General features: G+C 71.8%; 20 protein-coding genes. 12 read left to right on the top strand and 8 right to left on the bottom strand.

The window, feature by feature from the left end; translation table 11 throughout:
- The first annotated feature begins 75 nt into the window (after positions 1-75).
- The 3 genes from ACUYMY_RS02470 to ACUYMY_RS02480 are packed head-to-tail and all read left to right on the top strand — an operon-like array spanning position 76 to position 4,218.
- On the top strand, positions 76-1,734 hold the full coding sequence (locus ACUYMY_RS02470) for a 5-oxoprolinase subunit B/C family protein (protein WP_481702060.1): 1,659 nt from the start codon (positions 76-78) through the stop codon (positions 1,732-1,734).
- Positions 1,735-1,749: 15 nt separating this feature from the next.
- Entirely contained in the window at positions 1,750-3,495 is a 1,746-nt protein-coding gene (locus ACUYMY_RS02475; protein ID WP_481702061.1) for an acetyl/propionyl/methylcrotonyl-CoA carboxylase subunit alpha, read from the top strand.
- Positions 3,496-3,537: 42 nt separating this feature from the next.
- Positions 3,538-4,218, top strand: coding sequence for a GntR family transcriptional regulator (locus ACUYMY_RS02480; protein ID WP_481702062.1), 681 nt, complete (start codon positions 3,538-3,540; stop codon positions 4,216-4,218).
- 284 nt (positions 4,219-4,502) lie between these two features.
- Here ACUYMY_RS02480 and ACUYMY_RS02485 read toward each other — a convergent pair whose 3' ends face one another.
- Both ACUYMY_RS02485 and ACUYMY_RS02490 read right to left on the bottom strand, forming a co-directional pair.
- Entirely contained in the window at positions 4,503-5,330 is an 828-nt protein-coding gene (locus ACUYMY_RS02485; protein WP_481704934.1) for a putative hydro-lyase, read from the bottom strand.
- A 16-nt stretch (positions 5,331-5,346) separates the two neighbouring features.
- Positions 5,347-6,570, bottom strand: coding sequence for an NRAMP family divalent metal transporter (locus ACUYMY_RS02490; RefSeq protein ID WP_481702063.1), 1,224 nt, complete (start codon positions 6,568-6,570; stop codon positions 5,347-5,349).
- A 130-nt stretch (positions 6,571-6,700) separates the two neighbouring features.
- Here ACUYMY_RS02490 and ACUYMY_RS02495 point away from each other — a divergent pair, with 130 nt between their 5' ends.
- Entirely contained in the window at positions 6,701-7,366 is a 666-nt protein-coding gene (locus ACUYMY_RS02495) for a TrmH family RNA methyltransferase (protein WP_481702064.1), read from the top strand.
- On the opposite strand, the gene ACUYMY_RS02500 is transcribed toward ACUYMY_RS02495, so the two are convergent.
- The gene (locus tag ACUYMY_RS02500) at positions 7,290-8,930 is read right to left on the bottom strand and encodes a serine hydrolase domain-containing protein (protein ID WP_481702065.1); all 1,641 of its coding nucleotides are present in this window, start codon (positions 8,928-8,930) and stop codon (positions 7,290-7,292) included. The two genes, ACUYMY_RS02495 and ACUYMY_RS02500, sit on opposite strands and share 77 nt — an antisense overlap.
- Before the next feature lie 16 nt (positions 8,931-8,946).
- Positions 8,947-9,306 carry a hypothetical protein gene (locus tag ACUYMY_RS02505; protein WP_481702066.1) on the bottom strand — a complete coding sequence of 120 codons (360 nt, stop codon included), beginning with the start codon at positions 9,304-9,306 and terminating at the stop codon, positions 8,947-8,949.
- A 95-nt stretch (positions 9,307-9,401) separates the two neighbouring features.
- Here ACUYMY_RS02505 and ACUYMY_RS02510 point away from each other — a divergent pair, with 95 nt between their 5' ends.
- Genes ACUYMY_RS02510 through ACUYMY_RS02520 form a run of 3 tightly spaced genes read left to right on the top strand, consistent with a single transcriptional unit; the run spans position 9,402 to position 11,367 of the window.
- Positions 9,402-9,953, top strand: a complete 552-nt coding sequence (locus ACUYMY_RS02510) for a dihydrofolate reductase family protein (RefSeq protein ID WP_481702067.1) — start codon at positions 9,402-9,404, stop codon at positions 9,951-9,953.
- Between the two features lie 2 nt (positions 9,954-9,955).
- Entirely contained in the window at positions 9,956-10,399 is a 444-nt protein-coding gene (locus tag ACUYMY_RS02515; RefSeq protein WP_481702068.1) for a YbhB/YbcL family Raf kinase inhibitor-like protein, read from the top strand.
- Positions 10,396-11,367 (top strand): ribokinase, encoded by a 972-nt coding sequence (locus ACUYMY_RS02520; protein ID WP_481702069.1) that lies wholly within the window; start codon positions 10,396-10,398, stop codon positions 11,365-11,367. Before ACUYMY_RS02515 ends, ACUYMY_RS02520 begins: the two co-directional genes overlap by 4 nt.
- Before the next feature lie 31 nt (positions 11,368-11,398).
- On the opposite strand, the gene ACUYMY_RS02525 is transcribed toward ACUYMY_RS02520, so the two are convergent.
- A complete protein-coding gene (locus ACUYMY_RS02525) occupies positions 11,399-11,785 on the bottom strand; it encodes a hypothetical protein (protein ID WP_481702070.1) in 387 nt (128 codons plus the stop codon).
- A gap of 156 nt (positions 11,786-11,941) precedes the next feature.
- On the opposite strand from ACUYMY_RS02525, the gene ACUYMY_RS02530 reads away from it, so the two are divergent.
- The gene (locus tag ACUYMY_RS02530; protein ID WP_481702071.1) at positions 11,942-13,660 is read left to right on the top strand and encodes a LuxR C-terminal-related transcriptional regulator; all 1,719 of its coding nucleotides are present in this window, start codon (positions 11,942-11,944) and stop codon (positions 13,658-13,660) included.
- 89 nt (positions 13,661-13,749) lie between these two features.
- Here ACUYMY_RS02530 and ACUYMY_RS02535 read toward each other — a convergent pair whose 3' ends face one another.
- Both ACUYMY_RS02535 and ACUYMY_RS02540 read right to left on the bottom strand, forming a co-directional pair.
- Complete coding sequence (locus tag ACUYMY_RS02535) at positions 13,750-14,937, bottom strand: TerC family protein (RefSeq protein WP_481702072.1); 1,188 nt, start codon at positions 14,935-14,937, stop codon at positions 13,750-13,752.
- A 217-nt stretch (positions 14,938-15,154) separates the two neighbouring features.
- Positions 15,155-16,576, bottom strand: coding sequence for an HNH endonuclease (locus ACUYMY_RS02540; RefSeq protein ID WP_481702073.1), 1,422 nt, complete (start codon positions 16,574-16,576; stop codon positions 15,155-15,157).
- Between the two features lie 262 nt (positions 16,577-16,838).
- On the opposite strand from ACUYMY_RS02540, the gene fbaA reads away from it, so the two are divergent.
- Together fbaA and ACUYMY_RS02550 are read left to right on the top strand one after the other, a co-directional pair.
- Positions 16,839-17,861, top strand: coding sequence for a class II fructose-bisphosphate aldolase (gene fbaA, locus ACUYMY_RS02545; protein ID WP_481702074.1), 1,023 nt, complete (start codon positions 16,839-16,841; stop codon positions 17,859-17,861).
- A gap of 20 nt (positions 17,862-17,881) precedes the next feature.
- Complete coding sequence (locus tag ACUYMY_RS02550; protein WP_481702075.1) at positions 17,882-18,304, top strand: DUF3151 domain-containing protein; 423 nt, start codon at positions 17,882-17,884, stop codon at positions 18,302-18,304.
- Positions 18,305-18,417: 113 nt separating this feature from the next.
- Here the strand turns inward: ACUYMY_RS02550 and ACUYMY_RS02555 are convergent, their stop codons facing one another.
- Entirely contained in the window at positions 18,418-19,158 is a 741-nt protein-coding gene (locus ACUYMY_RS02555) for a FadR/GntR family transcriptional regulator (RefSeq protein WP_481702076.1), read from the bottom strand.
- 176 nt (positions 19,159-19,334) lie between these two features.
- Here ACUYMY_RS02555 and ACUYMY_RS02560 point away from each other — a divergent pair, with 176 nt between their 5' ends.
- Both ACUYMY_RS02560 and ACUYMY_RS02565 read left to right on the top strand, forming a co-directional pair.
- Positions 19,335-19,856: a gluconokinase gene (locus tag ACUYMY_RS02560; protein ID WP_481702077.1), complete on the top strand. Its 522-nt coding sequence runs from the start codon at positions 19,335-19,337 to the stop codon at positions 19,854-19,856.
- Positions 19,857-19,908: 52 nt separating this feature from the next.
- Positions 19,909-21,312, top strand: a complete 1,404-nt coding sequence (locus ACUYMY_RS02565) for a GntP family permease (protein WP_481702078.1) — start codon at positions 19,909-19,911, stop codon at positions 21,310-21,312.
- Positions 21,313-21,377: the final 65 nt, after the last annotated feature.

Below are 21,377 nucleotides of genomic sequence, written 5' to 3' on the forward strand. Positions count from 1 at the left end.
CAACGCAGGGAGGTGACCCCGCAACCCAGGGAGGTGACCCCGCAACGCAGGGAGGTGACCCCGCAACGCAGGGAGGTGACCCCGCAACGCAGGGAGGCGGCGGTCGAGCTGCGCTGGGCCGGGCCGCGCGGCCTGCTCGTCGAGCTCAGGGGTCCCGATCCGCTCGAGGCCGTCCTGGGCCTCCACGGCCGGCTCGCGGCCGAGCCGCTGCCCGGTCAGGTCGACGCCGTCGCCGCGGCCACGACCATCCTCGTCACCTTCGCGACCGCCGCCCACGCCCGCGCAGCGCGCGGCGCCATCGTGCGGCTCGCTGACGCGGGGCTCGCCGGGGCGGCAGCCGCGGCGACCAGGCACCTCACGATCGAGGTCGTGTATGACGGCGAGGACCTCGCCGAGGTCGGCCGGCTCACGGGCCTCGGCTCCGAGGGCGTCGTCGCCGCGCACACCGGCCAGGTCTGGACCGCCGCGTTCGGCGGCTTCGCTCCGGGCTTCGCCTACCTCGTCGGCGAGGACCGCCGTCTGGAGGTGCCCCGCAGGAGCTCTCCGCGTACGGCGGTCCCCGCGGGGTCGGTGGCCCTCGGCGGGCAGTTCTCCGCCGTCTATCCCCGCCAGTCCCCGGGCGGCTGGCAGCTCATCGGCCGCACGTCCGCCCGCATGTGGGACCTGGGCCGGGACGAGCCCGCCCTTGTGCGCCCCGGGGACACCGTCAGCTACGTCGCGGTGCGCGAGCAGGCCGTGCTTACCCCTGAGCCGGCCTCCGCTCCGGCGCACGACGGCGTGTCCCCGGCCGCTGCCCGGCCGGGCCTCGTCGTCCTCTCGCCGGGGCTGCAGTCGCTCGTGCAGGACCTGGGCCGCCCGGGCCGCGGGGACCTCGGCGTCCCGGCCGCCGGCGCCGCGGACGAGGTCTCGGCACGCCAGGCCAATCGGCTCGTGGGCAACGCCCCGGGCGCGGCGGTGATCGAGAACCTCCTCGGCGGCCTCGCCCTCCGCGCCGAGGGGGATCAGGTCCTCGCCCTCGCGGGCGCGGCCGCTCGCCTCGAGATCCGCAACGCCGAGGGCGCCCTCCTGCGCCGGCCCGCTGCCAACGCTCCCTTCGCGCTTCTCGACGGCGAGGTGCTCGAACTCGGCACGCCCGAGGCCGGGCTGCGCTGCTACCTCGCGGCCCGCGGCGGCCTCGACGTCCCCGAGACCCTCGGGAGCCGTTCGGCCGACACGATGTCCGGGCTCGGCCCGGCCCCGCTCGCCGCCGGGACTCGGCTGCCCGTCGCGCAGCCCGCCGCCCCGTTCGCGGCCGTCGGCGTGCCGGAGCGGCCCGCCGTCGTCGTGCAGGCAGGCGCACCGACCGAGCTCCGCGTGACCCTGGGCCCGCGCGACGACTGGTTCCCGCCCGAGGCCATCGTGGCCCTCACGGGCCAGGACTGGCTCGTGACCGAGCAGTCCAACCGCATCGGCATCAGGCTCCGGCCCGTGCGAGGGGACGGGGGCGAGGGCCCGGGGCCTGAGGGAATTGCCCTCGAGAGGTCCCGGACAGGCGAGCTCGCGAGCGAGGGCGCCGCGACCGGCTCCCTCCAGGTCCCCCCAAGCGGGCATCCCGTCCTGTTCCTCCCCGACCACCCGGTGACGGGCGGCTACCCGGTGATCGCCGTCGTCGTGCCCGAGGACCTCCCGCTCGCCGCGCAGACCCCGCCCGGAGCCCGCCTCCGGTTCCGCATCGCCGACCCCGCCCAGACCTGAAGAAGGAACCCAGCCATGAAGAAAGTCCTCATCGCCAACCGCGGGGAGATCGCCGTGCGGATCATCCGCGCGTGCTCGGACGAGGGCCTCGCCTCCGTCGCCGTGTACTCGGAGCCCGACGCCGACGCCCTGCACGTACGCCTCGCCGACGAGGCCGTGCCGCTCGGCGGCGTGACGAGCGCCGAGAGCTACCTCGACATGACCAAGGTCATCGACGCCGCGAGGCGCGCGGGCGCCGACGCCGTCCACCCCGGCTACGGCTTCCTCTCCGAGAACGCCGACTTCGCCCAGGCCGTGGCGGACGCGGGCCTGACCTGGATCGGCCCGGACCCCGAGTCCATCCGTGCGCTCGGCAACAAGGTGACGGCCCGGGAGATCGCCGTCCGCGCCGGTGCCCCGCTCGTGCCCGGCAGCGACGGTCCCGTCGCGGACGCGGCCGAGGTGCGCGCGTTCGCCGAGGCGCACGGGCTCCCGGTCGCGATCAAGGCCGCTTTCGGCGGCGGTGGGCGCGGGCTCAAGATCGCCCGGCGGCTTGAGGACGTCGAGGACGCCTTCGGCTCCGCCGTGCGCGAGGCCGTGGCCGCGTTCGGCCGCGGCGAGTGCTTCGTCGAGCGCTTCCTCGACCGGCCCCGCCACGTCGAGGCCCAGGTCCTCGCGGACATGCACGGCAACGTCGCCGTGCTGGGCACGCGCGACTGCTCGCTCCAGCGCCGCCACCAGAAGCTCGTCGAGGAGGCCCCGGCCCCGTTCCTGACTGACGCGCAGCGCCGCGAGATCCACGAGTCCGCCCGCCGGATCTGCCGCGAGGCCGGCTACCACGGCGCGGGCACGGTCGAGTACCTCGTGGGCGCGGACGGGACCATCAGCTTCCTCGAGGTCAACACGCGCCTCCAGGTCGAGCACCCCGTCACCGAGGAGGTCTTCGGCGTCGACCTCGTGCGCGAGCAGTTCCGCATCGCCGCCGGCGCTGTCCTCGACCTCCCCGAGGACCCCGAGCCGCAGGGCCACGCCTTCGAGTTCCGGCTCAACGCCGAGGACCCGGCACGCGGCTTCCTCCCCGCGCCCGGGCTGGTCGAGCGGTTCGAGCCGCCCACCGGCGCGGGCATCCGCGTCGACACGGGGGTGCGCTCCGGCTCGACCGTTCCCGGCGAGTACGACTCGCTCATGGCCAAGCTCATCGTCCACGGCGAGGATCGGCAGCAGGCCCTGCGCCGCGCCCGGGCCGCCCTGGACGAGATGGCCATCGAGGGCATCCCGAGCGTCCTGCCGTTCCACCGCGCCGTGGTCCGCGCCCCCGAGTTCTCCTCCCCGGAGCGCCTCGGCGTCTACACGACGTGGATCGAGACCGAGTTCGCCGAGCCGCTCGCGGCCTCGCCCGAGATCGCCCGCACCGCCCCGGACGCCGCCCGCACGACCCTGACGGTCGAGATCGACGGCCGCGCCGTCCAGCTCGGCCTGCCCGCGAGGCTCTACGACGCGCTGCTCACCGGAGGGGGAGCCGGCGCAAGCGCTGCAACGTCCGCTGCCGGTTCCGGGAACACGGACGACGACGGCGAGCTCGCCTCGCCGATGGCCGGCTCGCTCGTGGCCTGGCTGATCGAGGACGGGGCGGAGGTCGAGGCCGGCCAGCCCGTCGCCGTGCTCGAGGCGATGAAGATGGAGACGACCGTCTCGGCCCACCGGGCCGGCACCGTGGCGAGGGCCGAGCTCGAGCCGGGCGGCGCCGTCGTGCGCGGGCAGACGCTCGCGACGATCGGCTGACCCGCAGCGCCCGGAGGGCGCGCGCGTCGGTAGATTGGGGGCATGCCGATGAACGCCGCCCTCGAGGGGATCGAGAGCACCCACGCGACCCACGCGCACACTGGCGCGTGGGTCGCTGCCGTGCTGCGCGAGCGGATCTCCGCGGGCAAGCTCCCGCCGGGGACGAAGCTCTCCGAGCAGGCCCTCGCCGAGGCCCTCAAGGTCTCCCGGAACACGCTGCGCGAGGCGTTCACGGTCCTCGCGGGCGAGTCCATGGTGCAGCGGATCCCGAACCGGGGCGTCTTCGTGGCCTCCCCCGGCGCCGACGACGTGCGTGAGATGTACCGCGTCCGGCGGCTCATCGAGCCCGCGGCCGTCCTGTGGGGCGAGCCGGACGAGGCCGACTTCGCTGCCATGGACGCCGTCATCGCGCGGGCCCGGCTGGCCCTTGCCGAGGGCTCCGTCCCGGGCATGGCGGACGCGAACCAGGAGCTCCACAAGGCCATCGTCGCCATGGGCCGCAGCGCATCGCTCGAGGAGCTCATGGAGCGCGTGCTGGCCGAGATGCGCCTCGTGTTCCACGCGATGGCCACCACGCCGGACTTCCACAGCCACTACGTCGAGCGGAACGCGGCCCTCGTCGACCGGATACGGGCCGGAGAGCGCGAGGCCGCGGCCCAAGACCTGCGCGAGTACCTTGAGGCCGCCGAGCACGAGCTCCTCGTCCACATCGGCGCGGCGTGACGGAGCGGGGTGAGGAGAGCGGGGGCGCAGAGCGCAGACCACCCCGGCATTGCCGCCGGACTTCCCCATCTTTGGCCCCGTCCCGGTCGAGGAAGTCCTGAAGGAGCCGCGTCATCATGGGGATCCGCAGCGAGGCCGTCCTGGACTGGGGGCAAAGCTGGGGAACTTGGTACCAAAAGATGGGGAGATCGGTACGCCCAACCTGATCAACACGAAGGGCGGCACCGCATGTGCGGCGCCGCCCCGATGCCCAGACCCTGGAGCCCAGACCCTGATGCCCGGCGCTACGGCACGAGGTAGGAGCTGTCCCTCGCGTCCGTGATGAGCATGTGCCCGGGCGCGTGGCCGATCGCGAGCTCGGGCCGGGACTCCATGACGGCCGCCTGCGGCGTGACTCCGCAGGCCCAGAACACGGGCACGTGGCCCTCGGGGATGTCGGCGGGGTCGCCGAAGTCGGGCCGGGAGAGGTCCTCGATGCCTAGCTCGGCGGGGTTCCCGACGTGGACGGGCGCGCCGTGGACGGCGGGGTAGCGGGAGGTGACGCGGACGGCGTCGGCCACCTGCGAGGCGGGGATAGGGCGCATCGAGACGACGAGGGGGCCCGCCATGGATCCCGCGGGCTCGCACCGGACCGACGTGCGGTACATCGGCACGTTGACGCCCTGGTCGATATGCGCGATCCGGATGCCGGCCTCCTGGAGCGCGGCCTCGAAAGTGAAGCTGCAGCCGACGATGAAGGTTACGAGGTCGTCCCGCCAGTACGGGGTGATGTCGGTCGGCTCGGCGATCTTCACGCCGTTCTCGTAGACCGTGTACTGGGAGACGTCGGTGCGGATGTCGCCGCCGGCCAGGAGCGGGCCGGACGTCTCGCCGGCGTCGAGCACGCCGAGGATCGGGCATGGTTTGGGATTCCGCTGGGCGAACAGCAGGACGTCGAAGGCCTGGGCCTGGGGGACGATGATGAGGTTCGCCTGCGCGTAGCCGGCGCTCCACCCCGCCGTGGGGGTCACGAGGCCCCCGCGGAACAGAGCGCGCGCCTTGGCGGGGGAGAGGGCGCTGGGGTCCTCGGGGAGCGCGGGACGCACGACGGCGGCGGGGGACTGGGCGGGGATGGTCACCGTCCTCCTCCTAGGCCCAGAGCTTGGCCAGGCCCGAGAGGGAGTTCCAGCCGAGGTAGAGGGTCAGGAGCCACGCGAGGGCGCCGATGATCAGGAGCCACTTCGGGTAGACATAGCCGTGCAGGAGGTCCCGGCGCCGCCACGCGACCCACAGGAGCACCGCGAAGCCGACGGGGAGGATGAGGCCGTTGAAGGCGCCTGCGAAGATGAGCAGCTGCTGCGGCGCCTGGCCGATGAGCATGTAGGCCACGGCGCAGACGGCGATGAACGCGACGGTGATCAGGTTGGAGGTGCGCTCCCTGGTCGTGTGCTTCGTGACGAAGGAGACCGAGGTGTAGGCGGCGCCGATCACGGAGGTGATCGAGGCGGCCCACAGGATGACCCCGAACATGCGCATGCCGATCTCGCCGGCCGCGGCGGAGAACGCCGAGGCCGCGAGGTTGTTGCCCGTCAGGGTCACGCCGCCGGCCACGACGCCGAAGATCGCGAGGAAGAGCAGGACGCGCATGACACACGTGACGAGGATGCCGACGATCGAGGAGCGCGTGATCTGGGCGGCGTGCTCGGCTCCGGTCGCGCCGGAGGCGAGAAGGCGGTGCGCGCCGGCATAGGTGATGTAGCCGCCGATCGTGCCGCCGATGAGGGTCGTGATGACGAGGAAGTCGACCTCCTTCGGCATGACCGTGTTCACGAGGGCTTCGCCGAGCGGCGGAGCGGAGACGATCGCGACGTAGAGGGTCATGAGGATCATGACGGCGCCGAGGAGCACGACGATGCGGTCGAGGGCGAGGCCGGCCTTCTTGCTGAGGAAGATGAGGATGGCGATCACGGCGGAGATGATGCCGCCGAGCTTGGTGTCGAGGCCCATCATCGCGTTGAGGCCGAGGCCGGTGCCCGCGATGTTGCCGATGTTGAAGACGAGTCCGCCCAGGAAGACCAGCCCCGCGAGGAACCACCCGATGCCCGGGAGAACCTTGTTGCCGAGCTCCTGGGCCCGCAGGCCTGAGATGCCGATGACTCGCCACACGTTCGTCTGGACGGCGATGTCCACGAGGATCGACACGAGGATCGCGAAGGCGAAAGCTGCGCCGAGCTGGACCGTGAACGCCGCGGTCTGGGTGATGAAGCCGGGGCCGATGGCGCTCGTGGCCATGAGGAACATGGCGCCGAGCAGTGCGGCGCGTTTGCCCGACGTTGCCTTGATGACGACGTGCGGCTGGGTGTCTGCTGCCATGGGAACCGTCCGAGTGTCGGGTGACCGGAGTCACAGTGTATGACTCCGACCACTCTATAGGTTGTTGAACAATCACGGCAAGTGATTGTTCAACAATGAAGATGCCCGGAGGAGCCCCTACGCTAGTCCGGTGATCGAAGAGCGTGAGGCGGGCGGCGACCCCGAGCACACCGGCGTCGTCGTGCATCAGGTAGGCGTCGGCCCCTGGGAGGGCCCCTGGCCCGAGGGCGAGCAGTGGGACCCCGAGCTCCTCGCGCACGGCGACCGCCGCAACGTCCTGGACAAGTACCGGTACTGGAAGCACGAGGCGATCGTCGCCGAGCTCGACACGCGCCGGCACGAGTTCCACGTCGCGATCGAGAACTGGCAGCACGACCTCAACATCGGCACGGTGGTGCGCAGCGCGAACGCGTTCCTCGCCCGGGAGGTGCACATCATCGGACGACGGCGGTGGAACCGGCGTGGCGCGATGGTCACCGACCGCTACCAGCACGTCCGCCACCACCCGACGGTCGAGGACTTCGTCGCGTGGGCCCACTCCGAGGGCCTGCCGATCCTCGCCGTCGACCTCTTCCCCGACTCGGTCCCGCTCGAGACCTACGATCTCCCGCGCCGCTGCGTGCTCGTCTTCGGCCAGGAAGGCCCCGGCCTGACGCCCGAGGTGCACGACGCCGCCGACGCGACGCTCTCGATCGAGCAGTTCGGCTCGACCCGCTCGATCAACGCCGCGTCGGCCGCGGCGATCGCGATGCACGCGTGGGTTCGGCGGCACGTGTTCGGGCAGCGCGCCGGCTGAGGGCGCTGACCCTCAGCAGGACGGTCCGGGGAACCGACCACAGCACGGCGAGCGTGAGCGCCGGGACGAGCGCGACGCCGACGTCGGGGAGCTGGGTCACGAACACGGCGAGGTCGACGGCGAAGTGCGCCGGCGCGTGGACGAAGCTCAGCCACACGAGCAGCCCGTCGAGGGCCAGCGCCGCCGCGGCGAGGAGCCAGATCCGCCACCGTCGGCCGGCCGCGGCGGTGCCCCTCCTGCGCAGGACGGCGACCGACAGCGCGAGGCTCGCCAGCTCCGCCAGCAGGAGCGCGAGGGCGAGGGCCCAGCCGTAGCGCTGCAGCCAGTCCTCCTGCGGCTGGATCGGCTGGGGCTCCTGGCCATGGAGGATCCGCAGGAGGTTGGAGTCCACGGCCTTGAGCCGCGAGGGCGCGGCAGGGTCGTTGCCGTTGATGACGAGGGCGAGGCCGAGGCCGGTCTCCGGCACGATCGCCTGGTAGGTGTGCGTGTTGCCCCATTCCCCCTGGTGCTCGAGGAGCCGGGGCACCTGGTCCTCGGGCGGCGGCGCGGCGGGATCCGCCGCCTCCCACAGGGGCCGCTCGAACCAGGCCATCGCGTAGTCCTTGGACTCGTCCACCCGGATGGCAGGCCTCAGCATCGCGTCGACGCTCTCGGGCCGGAGGACCCGCCGGTCCCGGTAGAGGCCCCCACCCAGCAGCGCCTCGAGCTCGCGGCCGAGGTCCTGCACCGAGGCGTAGACCGACGTCGAGGGCGTTCCGGCCGCGGACGCGGGCGTGGCGGTCTCGCTCCAGAACGCGCTGAACCAGAGGGTGTGCCCGGGGGCGAGGCCGTCGGCCCGGGCGGCGGCCCTCGTCGCGTGCGCGTGCTCCATCTCGAGGGGGCCGAACACATGCTGCTGGAGGTAGTCGCCGAAGGGCTGGCCGGAGACCTCCTGCACGAGCAGGCCGAGGACGTTGAAGTTGGCGTTGGAGTACGAGAACGCCTCTCCGGGAGGGCCCACGAGCCCGACGCCGGCCAGGTCCCGCACCCCTCGCTCGAGGGCACCGGGGTCCTGGGCGTCGGACGCCTCGAACGGTGTGCTGCCCGCCGTGGACAGCCCGCTGCTCTGCTGGAGCAGGTGGCGGACGGTGATCTCGTCGGACCTCGCGTCCCGCACCCTGAACCAGGGCAGGTAGGAGACCACGGCCCGGTCCAGCTCGAGCCGCCCGGCCTCGGCGAGCTGCAGGACCGCGATCGCCGTGAGCGACTTGGTCGTGGAGGCCAGGAGCACGGGCGTCTCGACGGTCATGGACCGCCCATCGCCACCCGTGCGGCCGACGGCGGACGCGTGCACCGGACGGCCGGCCTCGAGGACGACGACGGCGGCGCCGGGGAACCCGATGGCCGCCATCTGCTCGCGCAGGTACTCGTCGAGGGCGCGGAACGCATCCGCGGGCACCGGTTCGGCCCGGGCCGGGCCCGACGCCGGTCCCAGCCCGGGGCCCGCGACGAGGCCGAGGCAGGCCATGAGGCCGAGGCAGGCCCCGAGGCCGAGGGCCAGGAACCAGCCGGACGATCGGCGCATGGCGGGAGCGGAGCCCCTAGTCCGCCGGACGGAAGCGCAGCGCCGACCACACGTCGTCGAGCGCCACCTGCCGGATGCCGCGCACGCCTTCCTGCAGGAGCGTGGCGTTGAGGGTGTCCCGGTTGAGGTCGGTCCCGAGCTTGCCGGCCTTGGGGTAGGCGAACCACGAGATCCGGTCCTCGCGGGCGGCGACGACGCCGGCGGCCCGCTGGGCGGTCAGGTCCTCGGCGGTCCGCACGAAGGTGATGGTCGCGGCCGCCGTCGAGGGATTGGCCGTGAGGGTGAAGGGGCCGGAGATCTCGGGGCCGTCGGCCGGGGCGTTGAGCACCGCGACCGTCATGTCGGGCTTGATCTGCAGCTTCTGCCAGAGCTCCATCGGACCAGTATGGCCGCGGGGCCACCCTGAGCCCATGGCCGCGCAGAAGTCGGCGGGTCCTTGGAACTGTCGGAACCCCTCGATAGTGTCGAGCCATGGGTCAGATCCAGGTACACGAGTTCATTGCGCTTGACGGAGTCTTCGAGAACCCCGCGTGGACGGCCGAGTGGTGGCCATGGGACCCACGGATGGAACAGGCGGTCGGCGGCATCACGGCAGCCTCCACGGCGATCCTGCTTGGGCGGACCACCTACGAGATGTTCGCGCCCGCGTGGAGCGCGCGCACGGCCGAGGAGGATCCGGGCGCGCCGTTCTTCAACGAGACGCCCAAGTACGTCGTCGCCTCGAACGAGCTGACGGTGGACTGGAACAACTCGCACTGGATCGGCACGTACAACCCGGACGAGATCCGCCGGCTCAAGTCGGAGACCGAGGGCGACATCTACATCAGCGGCAGCGGCCAGCTCGTGCGCGCCCTCCTCGCCGACGGCCTGATCGACCAGCTCCACCTCTTCGTCTACCCGATCGCGCTCGGCAAGGGCGAGAAGCTCTGGGGCGAGGGCGTCGACTCGACGAAGCTCGCACTCAAGGACTCCGAGACGTACAGCAACGGGGTCGTCCACCTCTGCTACGGACCGGCGGAGTAGCCGTGTTCGGGCTCAGCTCGGCGTCCTTCGCCCAGGGGCAGGAGATCCCTCAGAAGCACGGCAAGAAGGTCCAGAACGTCTCGCCCGAGCTGTCCTGGACCGACCCGCCCGAGGGCACGCGCTCGTTCGCCCTCTCCGTCGTCGACTGGCACCCTGTCGCGCGCGGCTACGTGCACTGGCTCGTCGTCGACCTCCCGGCGGACGCCCGCGGGCTCGAGGAGGGGGCGCACGACGCCGGCCTGCCGGGCGGGGCGCGCGAGGTCTCCCCCTATGAGGGGCCGTTCCCGCCGGCCGGGACGCACGACTACGACTTCATCCTCTACGCGCTCGACGCCGAGCACGTCGACGTCCGCGGCAGGGGGGACCTCAAGCACTTCCTCGCCGCCGTCGAGCCGCACACGCTCGCGACGGCGAAGCTCGTCGGGAAGTTCACGAAGCAGGGGTGACCGGGCCACTAGGGCACAGGGTCGTCGTCGTCGGCTCGCTCAACGCCGACCTGACGGTGTACTGCACGCGCCTGCCGCGGCCGGGGGAGACCGTCGCCGGCACGGGCACCGTCCTCGGCCCGGGCGGCAAGAGCGCCAACCAGGCCGTGGCCGCGAGCCGCGCGGGGGCCGAGGTCGCCCTCGTCGGGGCCGTGGGCGACGACGCTAACGGCGCCATGCTGCGCGACGCCGTGGCCGCGGCGGGCGTCGACGTCACCCACGTGCGCACCGTCCCCGGCGAGGCCACCGGCATGGCGATCATCACCGTCGATGACTCCGCCGAGAACTGCATCGTCACCACCGCGGGCGCCAACGGGCTCGTCTCGGCGGACGACGTCGCGCGGGCGAGCGCTGTGTTCGAGGGCGCCGCCGTCGTGTGCCTGTGCCGCGAGGTGGCCGACGACGCCGTCCTCGCCGCCGCGCGCGCCGGCCGGGCGGCGGGGGCGACGGTCGTGTTCAACGCGTCGCCGTTCGGCGAGCTCGCACCCGAGCTGCTCGACGCCGTCGGCGTCCTGCTCGTCAACGCCCACGAGGCGGCGCAGCTGCTCCACGGCTCGGGGCACTCGACGGCCGGGCTCCCCACGGCCGACGAGCCGGCCGAGGCGTGGCGGCCGGTCGCCAGGGCCCTCGCCGCCCGCGGCGTGCGCCTGGCCGTCGTCACGCTCGGTGCGGCAGGCGCCGTCGTGCTCGACGCCGGGGAGGCGGCGGGCGAGCGCGTCGTCCCCATCGCGCCGCTGCGCGTCGACGCCGTGGACACGACCGGCGCCGGCGACGCGTTCACCGGTGCCCTCGCCGCGCGCCTCGCGGCGGGCGACTCCCTCGCGGAGGCTGCGCGCTACGGTGCGGTGGCCGCCGCCCTCGCCACGACGGCCAAGGGCACCCAGGCCGCGTACCCGACCCGGGAGCAAGTCCTCGCCCGGCTCGGGTGAGTGTCCCAGGTCAGGGCCAGCTCGGCTGCGCTCACCCGACCGGCGACCCCACGCGCATGACTCCCGCAACATGCTGCGGGAACTGGGCCAGGGGCTCGCCGGCCTCCCGGTACCACTGGGCGAGGACCGCGGGGGGCTGGCCCATAGCTACAGAATTGGTGAGCGACTCGAGCCACGATCCCGACTGCGCCAGGTGCTCGCTGATCACGGACATGTGGTGGGCCATCGACTCCGGCTCGGAATGGACCTGGACGCACGTGATCTGCCGGCTCGCCTCGTCGGCGAAGAACTGGAACACGAGCATCCGGGGCTCGCGGCTCTCGACGAGCCTCGCGACCTCTCGGCACCTTTCGAGCGCCTCGTCGAGGTGACCCGGGCGCACGATGTACGTGCTGAGGTAGATGAACGGCTCGGACATGACGGCCTCCTCGGTGCTGGACCCGCCCTGTGCGGGTCACCTTCAGGGTCCCGCTCGCGCCTGGCCCGGGCATCGGCAGGCCGGGCCGACTCTGGGCATGCGCTCGTGGGTAGTTCTGCCCAGTCCGCCGGTGCCATAGTGGTGCCGGAGGTTGACGTGGCGGACGCAGCAGTCCATCTGGCCCGCGCCCGGGAGCTCCGCCGGAACTCGGAGTGGGGCCCGGCCTGCGATGAGTTCCGTGCCGCGGGCGGCGTCGAGGGGCTCGAGGTCGAGGACCTCGAGCAGTTCGCGGAATGCGCCCAGATCGTCGGCCTCCGCCCTGAGGCCATCGAGGCCCTCGAGCGCTCCTTCGCGCTGCGCCTGCAGGCGGGCCAGCTGCATGCCGCATGGGGTTCGGCCTTCTGGCTGTGGGAGGCCTACACGCTGAACGGCGAGTTCGCGCGCGGCAGCGGCTGGGTGGCCAGGGCCCGCGAGCTCAGTGAGCACGCCTTCAGGGAGCAGGCCTTCAGGGAGCCGGCGTCCCGGGGTCACACGGCCGGGGAACCGCCGACGGCGTGGGCAGAGCCGGGCTGGCTGCTGATCACCCAGACCCAGGGCATGATCAGGTCGGGGGCCTTCGAGGAGGCCCTCCCCCTCCTGAAGCGGGCGCGCGAGGAGGCAGTGCTGGCGGGCGACGCCGACCTGCTCGCCTTCTCGACGCTCCTCACGGGTCGGGTCCTGCTCAAGTCAGGCCACCTCCATGGCGGCCTTCAGCGGATCGACGAGGCGATGGTCGGCGTCCTGGCCAGGGAGACCTCGCCCCGGGGGACGAGCCTCCTGTTCTGCGCCGCGATCGGCAACTGCCACGAGGAGGCGCACGACGACGCGCGGGTGCGGGAGTGGAGCGCCGCCCTCGGGGCGTGGCTCGACACGGTGCCCCCGTTCGGCGGCCCCTTCTACGGCAACTGCCTCACCTACCGGGCCGTCGACCTCCGGCAGGCCGGGCGCTGGGCCGAGGCGCTCGCGGCCCTGGAATCAGCCTGCCGGGGCCTCGAGGAGGGGGCCGGGGCGCTCGTGATCGGGCATGCGCGCTACGAGCTCGGCGAATCCCACCGGCTCCTCGGGCACGTCCCAGAGGCCGAGGCGGCGTACCGGGCCGCGGCGTTCTCCGGTGGCCCGACTCAGCCCGGGCTCGCCCTGCTGAGGCTCTCGCGCGGCGACATCGCCGCGGCCCTGGCCGGGATCCGCCGTGCCCTGGCGGAGTCCGAGCTCCCGGCGGCGCGGGTCGGGCTGCTGCCTGCCGCGGTCACGGTCCTCATCGCCGCCGATGAGCTCGACGAGGCCGGCGCCGCGGCCGACGAGCTGGGCGCGCTGGCGGAAGCCTTCGACTCCGAGAGCCTCCGGGCAGGGCATGCGCGTGCAGCGGGTGAGCTGGCCGTGGCCGCCGGGGACTGGCAGGCCGCGCTGCCCACCCTGCGGAGATCCGCCGACCTGTGGCGTGCCCTCGACGTGCCCTACGAGACGGCCCGCACGTCGGTCCTGCTCGCCTCCGCGTACCGCGCCGTCGGCGACGAGGAGGCCGCCATGCTCGAGCTGGGCGCGGCCCGGGAGGTATTCTCCCACCTCGGCGCCGGGCCCGATCTGACCGCCGTCGAGGGCCTGCTCCGGCCGCATGAAGTGCCCTTCGGCCTCTCGCCGCGGGAGGTCGAGGTGCTGCGGCTGATCGTGCGCGGGCTGACGAACGGAGCCATCGCGCGCGAGCTGTTCCTCAGCGAGCGGACCGTCCACCGCCACGTGAGCAACATCTTCGACAAGCTCGGCGTGAGCTCGCGGACGCAGGCCGCGACGCGTGCCATCGACCACGGGATTGTCAGCTCCGCTCCCCAGGGCACGTGAGGCCGTGGGTCTGAAGACGACGCCGGGCGGCCACCCGAAGGTGACCGCCCGGCGTCGTGCGTCTTTCCCGCTCGATGCGGGAGCTGGGGCTACTTGGCGACGAACTCCGCGTGCCGGGCGTGCGCCTCGGCGATCTTCTCGCGGATCTCCTCGATGTCCTTGACCTTGTCGCGGTACTTCGTGTCCAGGGCCTGGATGGCCTGCTCCTCGTTCATGAGATCGCGGTACACGCGCTCGCGCTCGCCGGCGTCGGTCGTGTACTCGAGGTCGAGGTAGCTCTCAGCGTGACGGCGGGCGTTGTTGACCACGGCGTGCGCCTTGCCGGCCTTGCTGAAGAGCGAGGCGAAGATCGTCACGAGCAGGACGCTGACGATCACCGAGAGGGACAGGCCGGTCGTGATCTCGAAGACCGGGACATGCTGGCCACCGTTGATGAACGGCAGGGTGTTCTCGTGCAGCGCGTGCAGGACGAGCTTCGCGCCGATGAACGCGAGGATCGCGGCGAGGCCGTACGAGAGGTAGATGAGGCGGTCCAGCAGGCCGTCGAGGAGGAAGAACAGCTGGCGCAGGCCCATGAGCGAGAACGCCGTGGCCGTGAAGACGACGTACGGGTTCTGAGTCAGGCCGAAGATCGCGGGGATCGAGTCGAGCGCGAAGAGCAGGTCCGTGCCGCCGATCGCGACCATGACCAGGAGCATGGGGGTCAGGACGCGCTTGCCGTTCTCGATGGTGAAGAGCTTGTCGCCGTCGAAGTGCTCGGACGTGCGCAGGAACCTGCGGGCCAGACGGATGATGAAGTTGTCTGCCTCTTCCTCGCCCGAGTCCTCGGGCTTGAGCAGGTTGCCCGCCGTGATCAGCAGGATGATGCCGAACACGTAGAAGATCCAGGAGAAGCTGTTGATGAGCGCGACGCCGAGGACGATGAACGCCGCGCGGGCGATGAGCGCGAACACGATGCCGAACAGCAGGACCTTCTGCTGGTCCTCACGCGGCACGCGGAAGCTGGCCATGATCACGAGGAACACGAAGAGGTTGTCCACGGAGAGGGCGTACTCCGTGATGAAGCCCGCGAAGAACTCGCTGCCCATCTGGACCCCGCCGAAGACGAGCACGAGGATGCCGAAAAGGATCGCGGTACCGACGTAGATCGACGACCAGATCGCGGCCTCGCGGAGCGTCGGCACGTGGGCCTTCCGGATGTGGAAGAAGTAGTCGAAGGCCAGAAGCCCCAGGATCAGAACGATCGTGATGCCCCAGACAAGGGGTGAGACGGACATGTGTAGTGAGTCCCTTTCGCAGGTAGGCGCGATCGCCACAAGTCTCTCCGCCATCCCCTGAACAACTGGGCTGGCCGCTGCACCCGGCCGGGCTCCCGCGCCCGACGTGCTGACGTGTGCAGCGCTTGGGATACTCCCCTGCGCAGTGTTCAGTGTAGGGGCAGGCCCTCGCGTGCCGCAAAACCAGGCGGCGGTCAAGGCCCGTCAGGAAGGCCCGTCAGAACGGGGGCGATTCGGGTCCCAGGATGTGGCCGCGGTCCACGGGTTCGGCCGGATACCTCCGCCCGAGAAGCGTCTCCCAGACGAGATGGCCGCTGACCCGGGCGTTGTCCCCCCGCTCGGCCGCCTCGCGGCGCAGGTGGAAGAGTGCGAGCGACTTGAGGGCGTGGTGCTTCCGGCACAGGAGGGCCAGGTTGTCCGCGTCAGTGGTGCCGCCGTCCTGCCATTCGATCGTGTGGTCGACCTCGGCCCGCTCGGCGGGGCAGGTGCAGTGGGGAACGATGCAGGTCCCATCGCGGTATCTGATGAAGCGCCTCAATCCGGCCGGTGGGCGGTACGCCGTGCGCGCGAGTTTGACCGGCACCCCCTCGTCGTCCGTCAGGAGGCGCTCCCACGTGGGCGCCGCCGCAGCCAGCTGCCGGGCGGTCGTCGCATCGACGACGCCGTAGCCCTCGAGCTCGGCCACATCGTCGGAGCCCCCCAGCAGAACGGCAACCGGGATGTGCACGACGATCTCGGCCTTGACGCGCCCGGTGAGCTCCTCGAGGTCTGCGATCTGCTCCGGCATTCCCCCGGGCTGGAGGTCTGATGTGGCCTCGGTTCCGTCGGGGCCGCATCCCGTGGCGGTGAGCGTGAGCTGGGCGAGGGCGTCGGCCCGCAGCTGGGGCAGCGTCCGGAGCTCGTCCTCGGGGGCCTGGGCCGCCCGGGCGAGGGCGTCGATGCGCTCGTACATGGCGAGGCCGGTCTCGGCAGGCAGGAGGGCGGCCAGGGAGCACATGCCGTCGTCCTCAGGCCGGAACCACACGCCCCGGTCGGATCGGGCCCGCGCCCGACGCGCGACGATCGACTCGGGATGACGTCGTTCCCGCAGGTTCCGGACGATGGTGCGGAGCTCGCTCGGCGTCCGCAGGAGGCCCTTCCTCGAGCGCAGCTTCGTGAGGGCCTCGATGCCGAACGCGTGCGCTGCCTCCTCAGGCAGTGTTGCGGCCTGCTCGACGATGACCCGCGCATGGGCCTCGGTGATGTCCCCGGAGGCGAGTGCCTCGTGGACGCCTGGATGCGTTCCCACGAGTGCGGTGGAGAAGTTCAGGGTCCGCGCGGCAGCGGCCTCGGACGTCCCGTGGACGAGCGCTAGCTCGGAGACCGTGGCCGCGTGAGCCAGCTCGCCCCCGAGCCGCGTCGGCTGGCCATCCCGGCCCTCGAGCGGCTGCTCGGCGATGTGGTCGTTCAGACCCGTGACCAGGAGGGCGGCCAAGCTCGCCCTGAAGGCGTCCAGATCGGCAAGAGCAGCGAGGCCACGCGCGGCACCCTCGGCAGTGTTGAGGGTCGAGATATCCATCCAGAGGGCGCCGTGGAGGACGTCCGGGTCGCGGGAGCCGAAGACGAGCGCATCGGCAGGCGCGACTGCTTCCACGGACATTCGGGCCCCCTCCTGGATGCCTTGCTGAGCTGTGCATGAATCGAACGTATGTTCTAACTCTATCGAATGAGGGTCATCATTTCTAGAGAAGGATTCGAGAGTTTCTCGGGAGGTGAGAGTCCGAACCAAGGCGACCAGCGCGCCGTCGTCCGTCATGTGTGAGCGCGGGCACCCGGCCGCAGCGGGGCCTCGCTAGGATGGGCAGTGGCCAGCACGCGTACAACCGCGTGGACCCGTGTGGACCCAGATCGAGGAGCCCTCTATGCCTATCGCCACTCCCGAGAAGTACGCCGAGATGATCGACGCCGCCAAGGCTGGCGGCTTCGCGTTCCCGGCGGTCAACGTCACCTCGTCGCAGACGCTCAACGCGACGATCCGCGGCTTCGCCGAGGCTGGCTCCGACGGCATCATCCAGGTCTCCACCGGCGGCGCCGCGTACTGGTCCGGCGCGTCCGTCAAGGACATGGTCGCCGGCTCGCTCGGCTTCGCGGCGTTCGCCCGCGAGGTCGCCAAGAACTACGACGTCAACATCGCCCTGCACACCGACCACTGCCCGAAGGACAAGCTCGACGGCTTCGTCCTGCCCCTCCTCGAGGCCTCCGAGGCCGAGGTCAAGGCCGGCCGCGACCCGCTGTTCAACTCCCACATGTGGGACGGCTCGCACGAGCCGCTCGACGAGAACCTCCGCATCGCGAAGGACCTCCTGGCCCGCACCTCCGCCGCGAAGATGATCCTCGAGGTCGAGATCGGCACGGTCGGCGGCGAGGAGGACGGCGTCGAGAACGAGATCAACGAGAAGCTCTACACGACGGTCGACGACGCCCTCGCGACCATCGAGGCCCTCGGCGCCGGCGAGAACGGCCGCTACATCACGGCCCTGACCTTCGGCAACGTCCACGGCGTCTACAAGCCGGGCAACGTCAAGCTCCGCCCCGAGCTCCTCAAGGACATCCAGGAGCAGGTCGGCGCGCGGATCGGCAAGGCCAACCCGTTCGACCTCGTCTTCCACGGCGGCTCCGGCTCGTCCGAGCAGGAGATCGCGGACGCCGTCTCCTTCGGCGTCATCAAGATGAACATCGACACGGACACGCAGTACGCGTTCACCCGCCCGGTGGCCGGCCACATGTTCTCGAACTACGACGGCGTGCTCAAGGTCGACGGCGGCCTCGGCAACAAGAAGACCTACGACCCGCGCGTGTGGGGCGCGAGCGCCGAGGCCGGCATGGCCGCGCGCGTCGTCGAGGCCGCGCAGCAGCTCGGCTCCGCCGGCAAGTCCATCAAGTAGCGCGGGATTCGGGGGGACGCATGAGCGACGAGTTCCGCACCAACCTCCTCGGCCCCGAGCCCACGCGGCTCCCGGCCGAGTCGGAGGTCTACCAGGGCCTCGCCCTCGGCCACAAGGCCGAGGACCTCGTGGTCGAGCACCCGGAGTCCTCGCTCCTGTGGGCGATCCTCGCTGAGCAGGCCTGGAACGAGGGCCGCACGATCGAGTCCTACGCGTTCGCCCGCGTGGGCTACCACCGCGGCCTCGACGCCCTGCGCCGCAACGGCTGGCGCGGTGCCGGGCCCGTGCCGTGGGAGCACGAGCCGAACCAGGGCTTCCTGCGCGCGCTCTACGCCCTCGGCCGGGCCTCCTCGGCCATCGGCGAGGCCGACGAGCCGGAGCGCATCGAGAAGTTCCTCGAGGGCTCGGACCCGACGGCGAAGGCCGCGATCGAGGCGCTCTGACGCCCTGACAGCGCCGGGCTCCCCAGGCCCACTCTGACGCACGACGGCGCGTGGCCGGCTTCCGCACGGAGGCCGGCCACGCGCCGTCGTGCGTCTGTGTCTACGGGCGAGCGCTACTCCAGCCCCATGGCCTGCCGGACCTCGACGACGACGCGGTGCATCGACTCCTCGGCGTCGACGGCCTTGCCGCCCGCGACGGCGGCGGCGACGTCCTCGTGCGCCGCGAGCGCCTCGGGGCGCGGGTGGAAGGGCATGAGGCCCTGGCGCGTGCGGCTCGTGAGGACCTCGGCGACCATGTCGTCGAGCGCGGCGAACATCTCGTTCCCGCATGAGTGCAGCACGAGCCGGTGGAAGGCAATGTCCGCGGCGAGGAAGGTCTCGAGGTCGCCGGCCTCGCCCGAGCGGCGGAGCTCGGCGGCGAGGGCCGCGAGCTCGGCCCGCTGGGCCGGAGTCGCCCGCTGCGCAGCGCCCGCGGCGGCGATGGGCTCGATGGCGATGCGCAGCTCGGTGAGCGAGGCGTACTGCTCCTCGCGTCGGCCCGAGGCGAGCCGCCAGCGCACGAGCTTGGGGTCGTAGACGTTCCAGCGAGAGGGGTCCTGGACCACGATGCCGACCCGGCGGCGCGAGTAGACGAGGTTCATGGACTCGAGCACGCGCATCGTGTCCCTGGCGACGGTGCGGGAGACCGCGAACTCCTGCTGCAGCTCCTCGAGCGTGAGCCGGGTCCCCGGCGCCAGGAGGCCCGAGGCGATGCGCTCTCCGAGCGTATCGAGCATGCGCTCGTGGAGGCCGCCTTCCCCCGCGGGCGAAAAGCCCTTCGGCTCCGTCGCGGCCGGCCCTGTCCCCGTTGACACCTGTGCCCTCCTTCGTCGGAGACCAGCCTACCGGGGCCTGCGGAAAAATATGACCTTTGGCACAAAAAGTACTACCAATGCCGAAGCAATGGTGATACCTTTCTTGTCGGCCGGCGGCAGAGCGCACCCGGCACGCGCTTCTTCGGAAGCCAACGACGTCTTCACTGGAGGTAGCCATGGGCCCACTGCACATCGTGGTCATGGGCGTTGCCGGGGCCGGCAAGTCGACCGTGTCCGCATCCCTCGCCACGCAGCTCGGATGGCAGCTCGCCGAGGCGGACGAGTTCCACTCCGAGGCGAACATCGCCAAGATGGCCGGCGGGCAGCCGCTCACCGACGAGGACCGGTGGCCCTGGCTGCGCAGCATCCGCGACTGGATGACCGAGCAGGCCCGCGAGGGCCGCAGCACCGTCCTGACGTGCTCGGCGCTCAAGCGCTCCTACCGGCGCCTCCTCGCCCAGGCCGAGGGCCGGGTCGTCTTCGCCCATCTCGACGGCGCCCCCGAGCTCCTCGCCGAGCGCATGGCCTCGCGCGGTGGGCACTTCATGCCGCCCACGCTCCTGCCCAGCCAGCTCGCGACCCTCGAGCCCCTCACTGCCGACGAGTACGCCTCCGGCAGCATGCGCCTCGACATTGCCGTCAGCCCCGAGCAGCTCGTCCGCGCAATCACCGCCTCGCTGCACCTCACCCCGGCCTGAGCCCGGGCCCTGAGCTTCCCCCTTCTGCTTTCCCCCGTTTCAAAGGAGAACCATGACCATCGAAGGATGGACCCAGACCTTGGGCGCAGGCCCGCTGCTGCTCATCGCGGCCGCGGCCATCGCGCTCCTGCTCGTCCTCATCATCCGCTTCCGGATGCACGCGCTCGTCGCGCTCATCCTCGTGAGCCTCGGCACCGCGGTCGCGACCGGCATTCCCGCAGACCAGATTGTCCCGGTCCTCGTGCACGGGTTCGGCACGACCCTCGGCTCGGTCGCGCTCCTCGTTGGCCTCGGCGCGATGCTCGGCCGGATCGTCGAGACGAGCGGGGGCGCGAAGGTGCTCGCGGACTACCTCATCGGCATCTTCGGCGAGAAGCGCGCGCCGTTCGCCCTCGGCCTCGCGTCGCTCATCTTCGGCTTCCCGATCTTCTTCGACGCCGGCCTCGTGGTCATGCTTCCGGTCGTGTTCGCCGTCGCCCACCGCCTCGGCGGGGGAGTGCTCCGCTACGGCCTCCCCGCCGCGGGCGCCTTCTCGGTCATGCACATCTTCGTCCCGCCGCACCCGGGCCCGGTCTCGGCGTCGGCGTTCTTCGACGCGAACGTCGGCTTCGTCGTCATCGCGGGCCTCGTTGCCGCGATCCCCACGTGGTACCTGACCGCCTACCTCTACGGCCTCTGGATGGGCAAGCGCCTCGTGCTGCCCGTGCCCGAGATCCTCGGCCACGCGAGTGCCGACGCCGAGGCGCACCCGCCGCGGTTCCGCACCGTCGTCGGCGTCCTGCTCCTGCCGCTCGTGCTCATCTTCCTCAACACGGGCCTCAACACGCTTGCCACGTCCGGCGTTATTGACGAGTCCGTCAAGGGCCAGTCCTGGTACCAGATCCTGCGCACCCTCGGCGAGACGCCCGTCGCGCTGCTCATCTCGCTCCTCGTCGCCGCCGTCGTGCTCGGGACGCGCCGCGGCGTGCACGGCTCTGTGCTCGAGAAGCTCCTCGAGTCCTCGCTCGGCCCCGTGTGCTCCGTCATCCTCATCACCGGTGCCGGCGGCATGTTCGGTGGCGTGCTGCGCACGTCCGGGATTGGCAAGGCGCTCGCCGACGTGCTCGGTGGGCTCGGCATCCCGCTCATCGTCGCGGGCTTCCTCATCTCCGCGATCCTGCGCATCGCCCAGGGCTCCGCGACCGTCGCGCTCACGACCGCGGCGGGCCTCATCGCGCCGGCCGTCGCCGCCGCTGGCCTCAACGGCATGCAGCTCGCGGCGCTCGTCATCGCGGTCGCGGCCGGCTCGGTGGTCGTCTCGCACGTCAACGACTCCGGCTTCTGGCTCGTGGGCCGGTTCATGGGCATGGACGTCAAGACGACCCTCGCGACGTGGACCGTCATGGAGACCCTCATCGGCGTGAGCGGCTTCGCGATCGCGGCCGTGGTGTTCGGCCTCGCGGGCTTGGCGGGCTAGCGGCGCTCACGCACCTAGCACCCTCGCGCACGACGGCGCCCGGTCCCCTTCGTGGGGCCGGGCGC

The sequence above is a fragment of the Sinomonas sp. T428B genome, assembly GCF_056780155.1.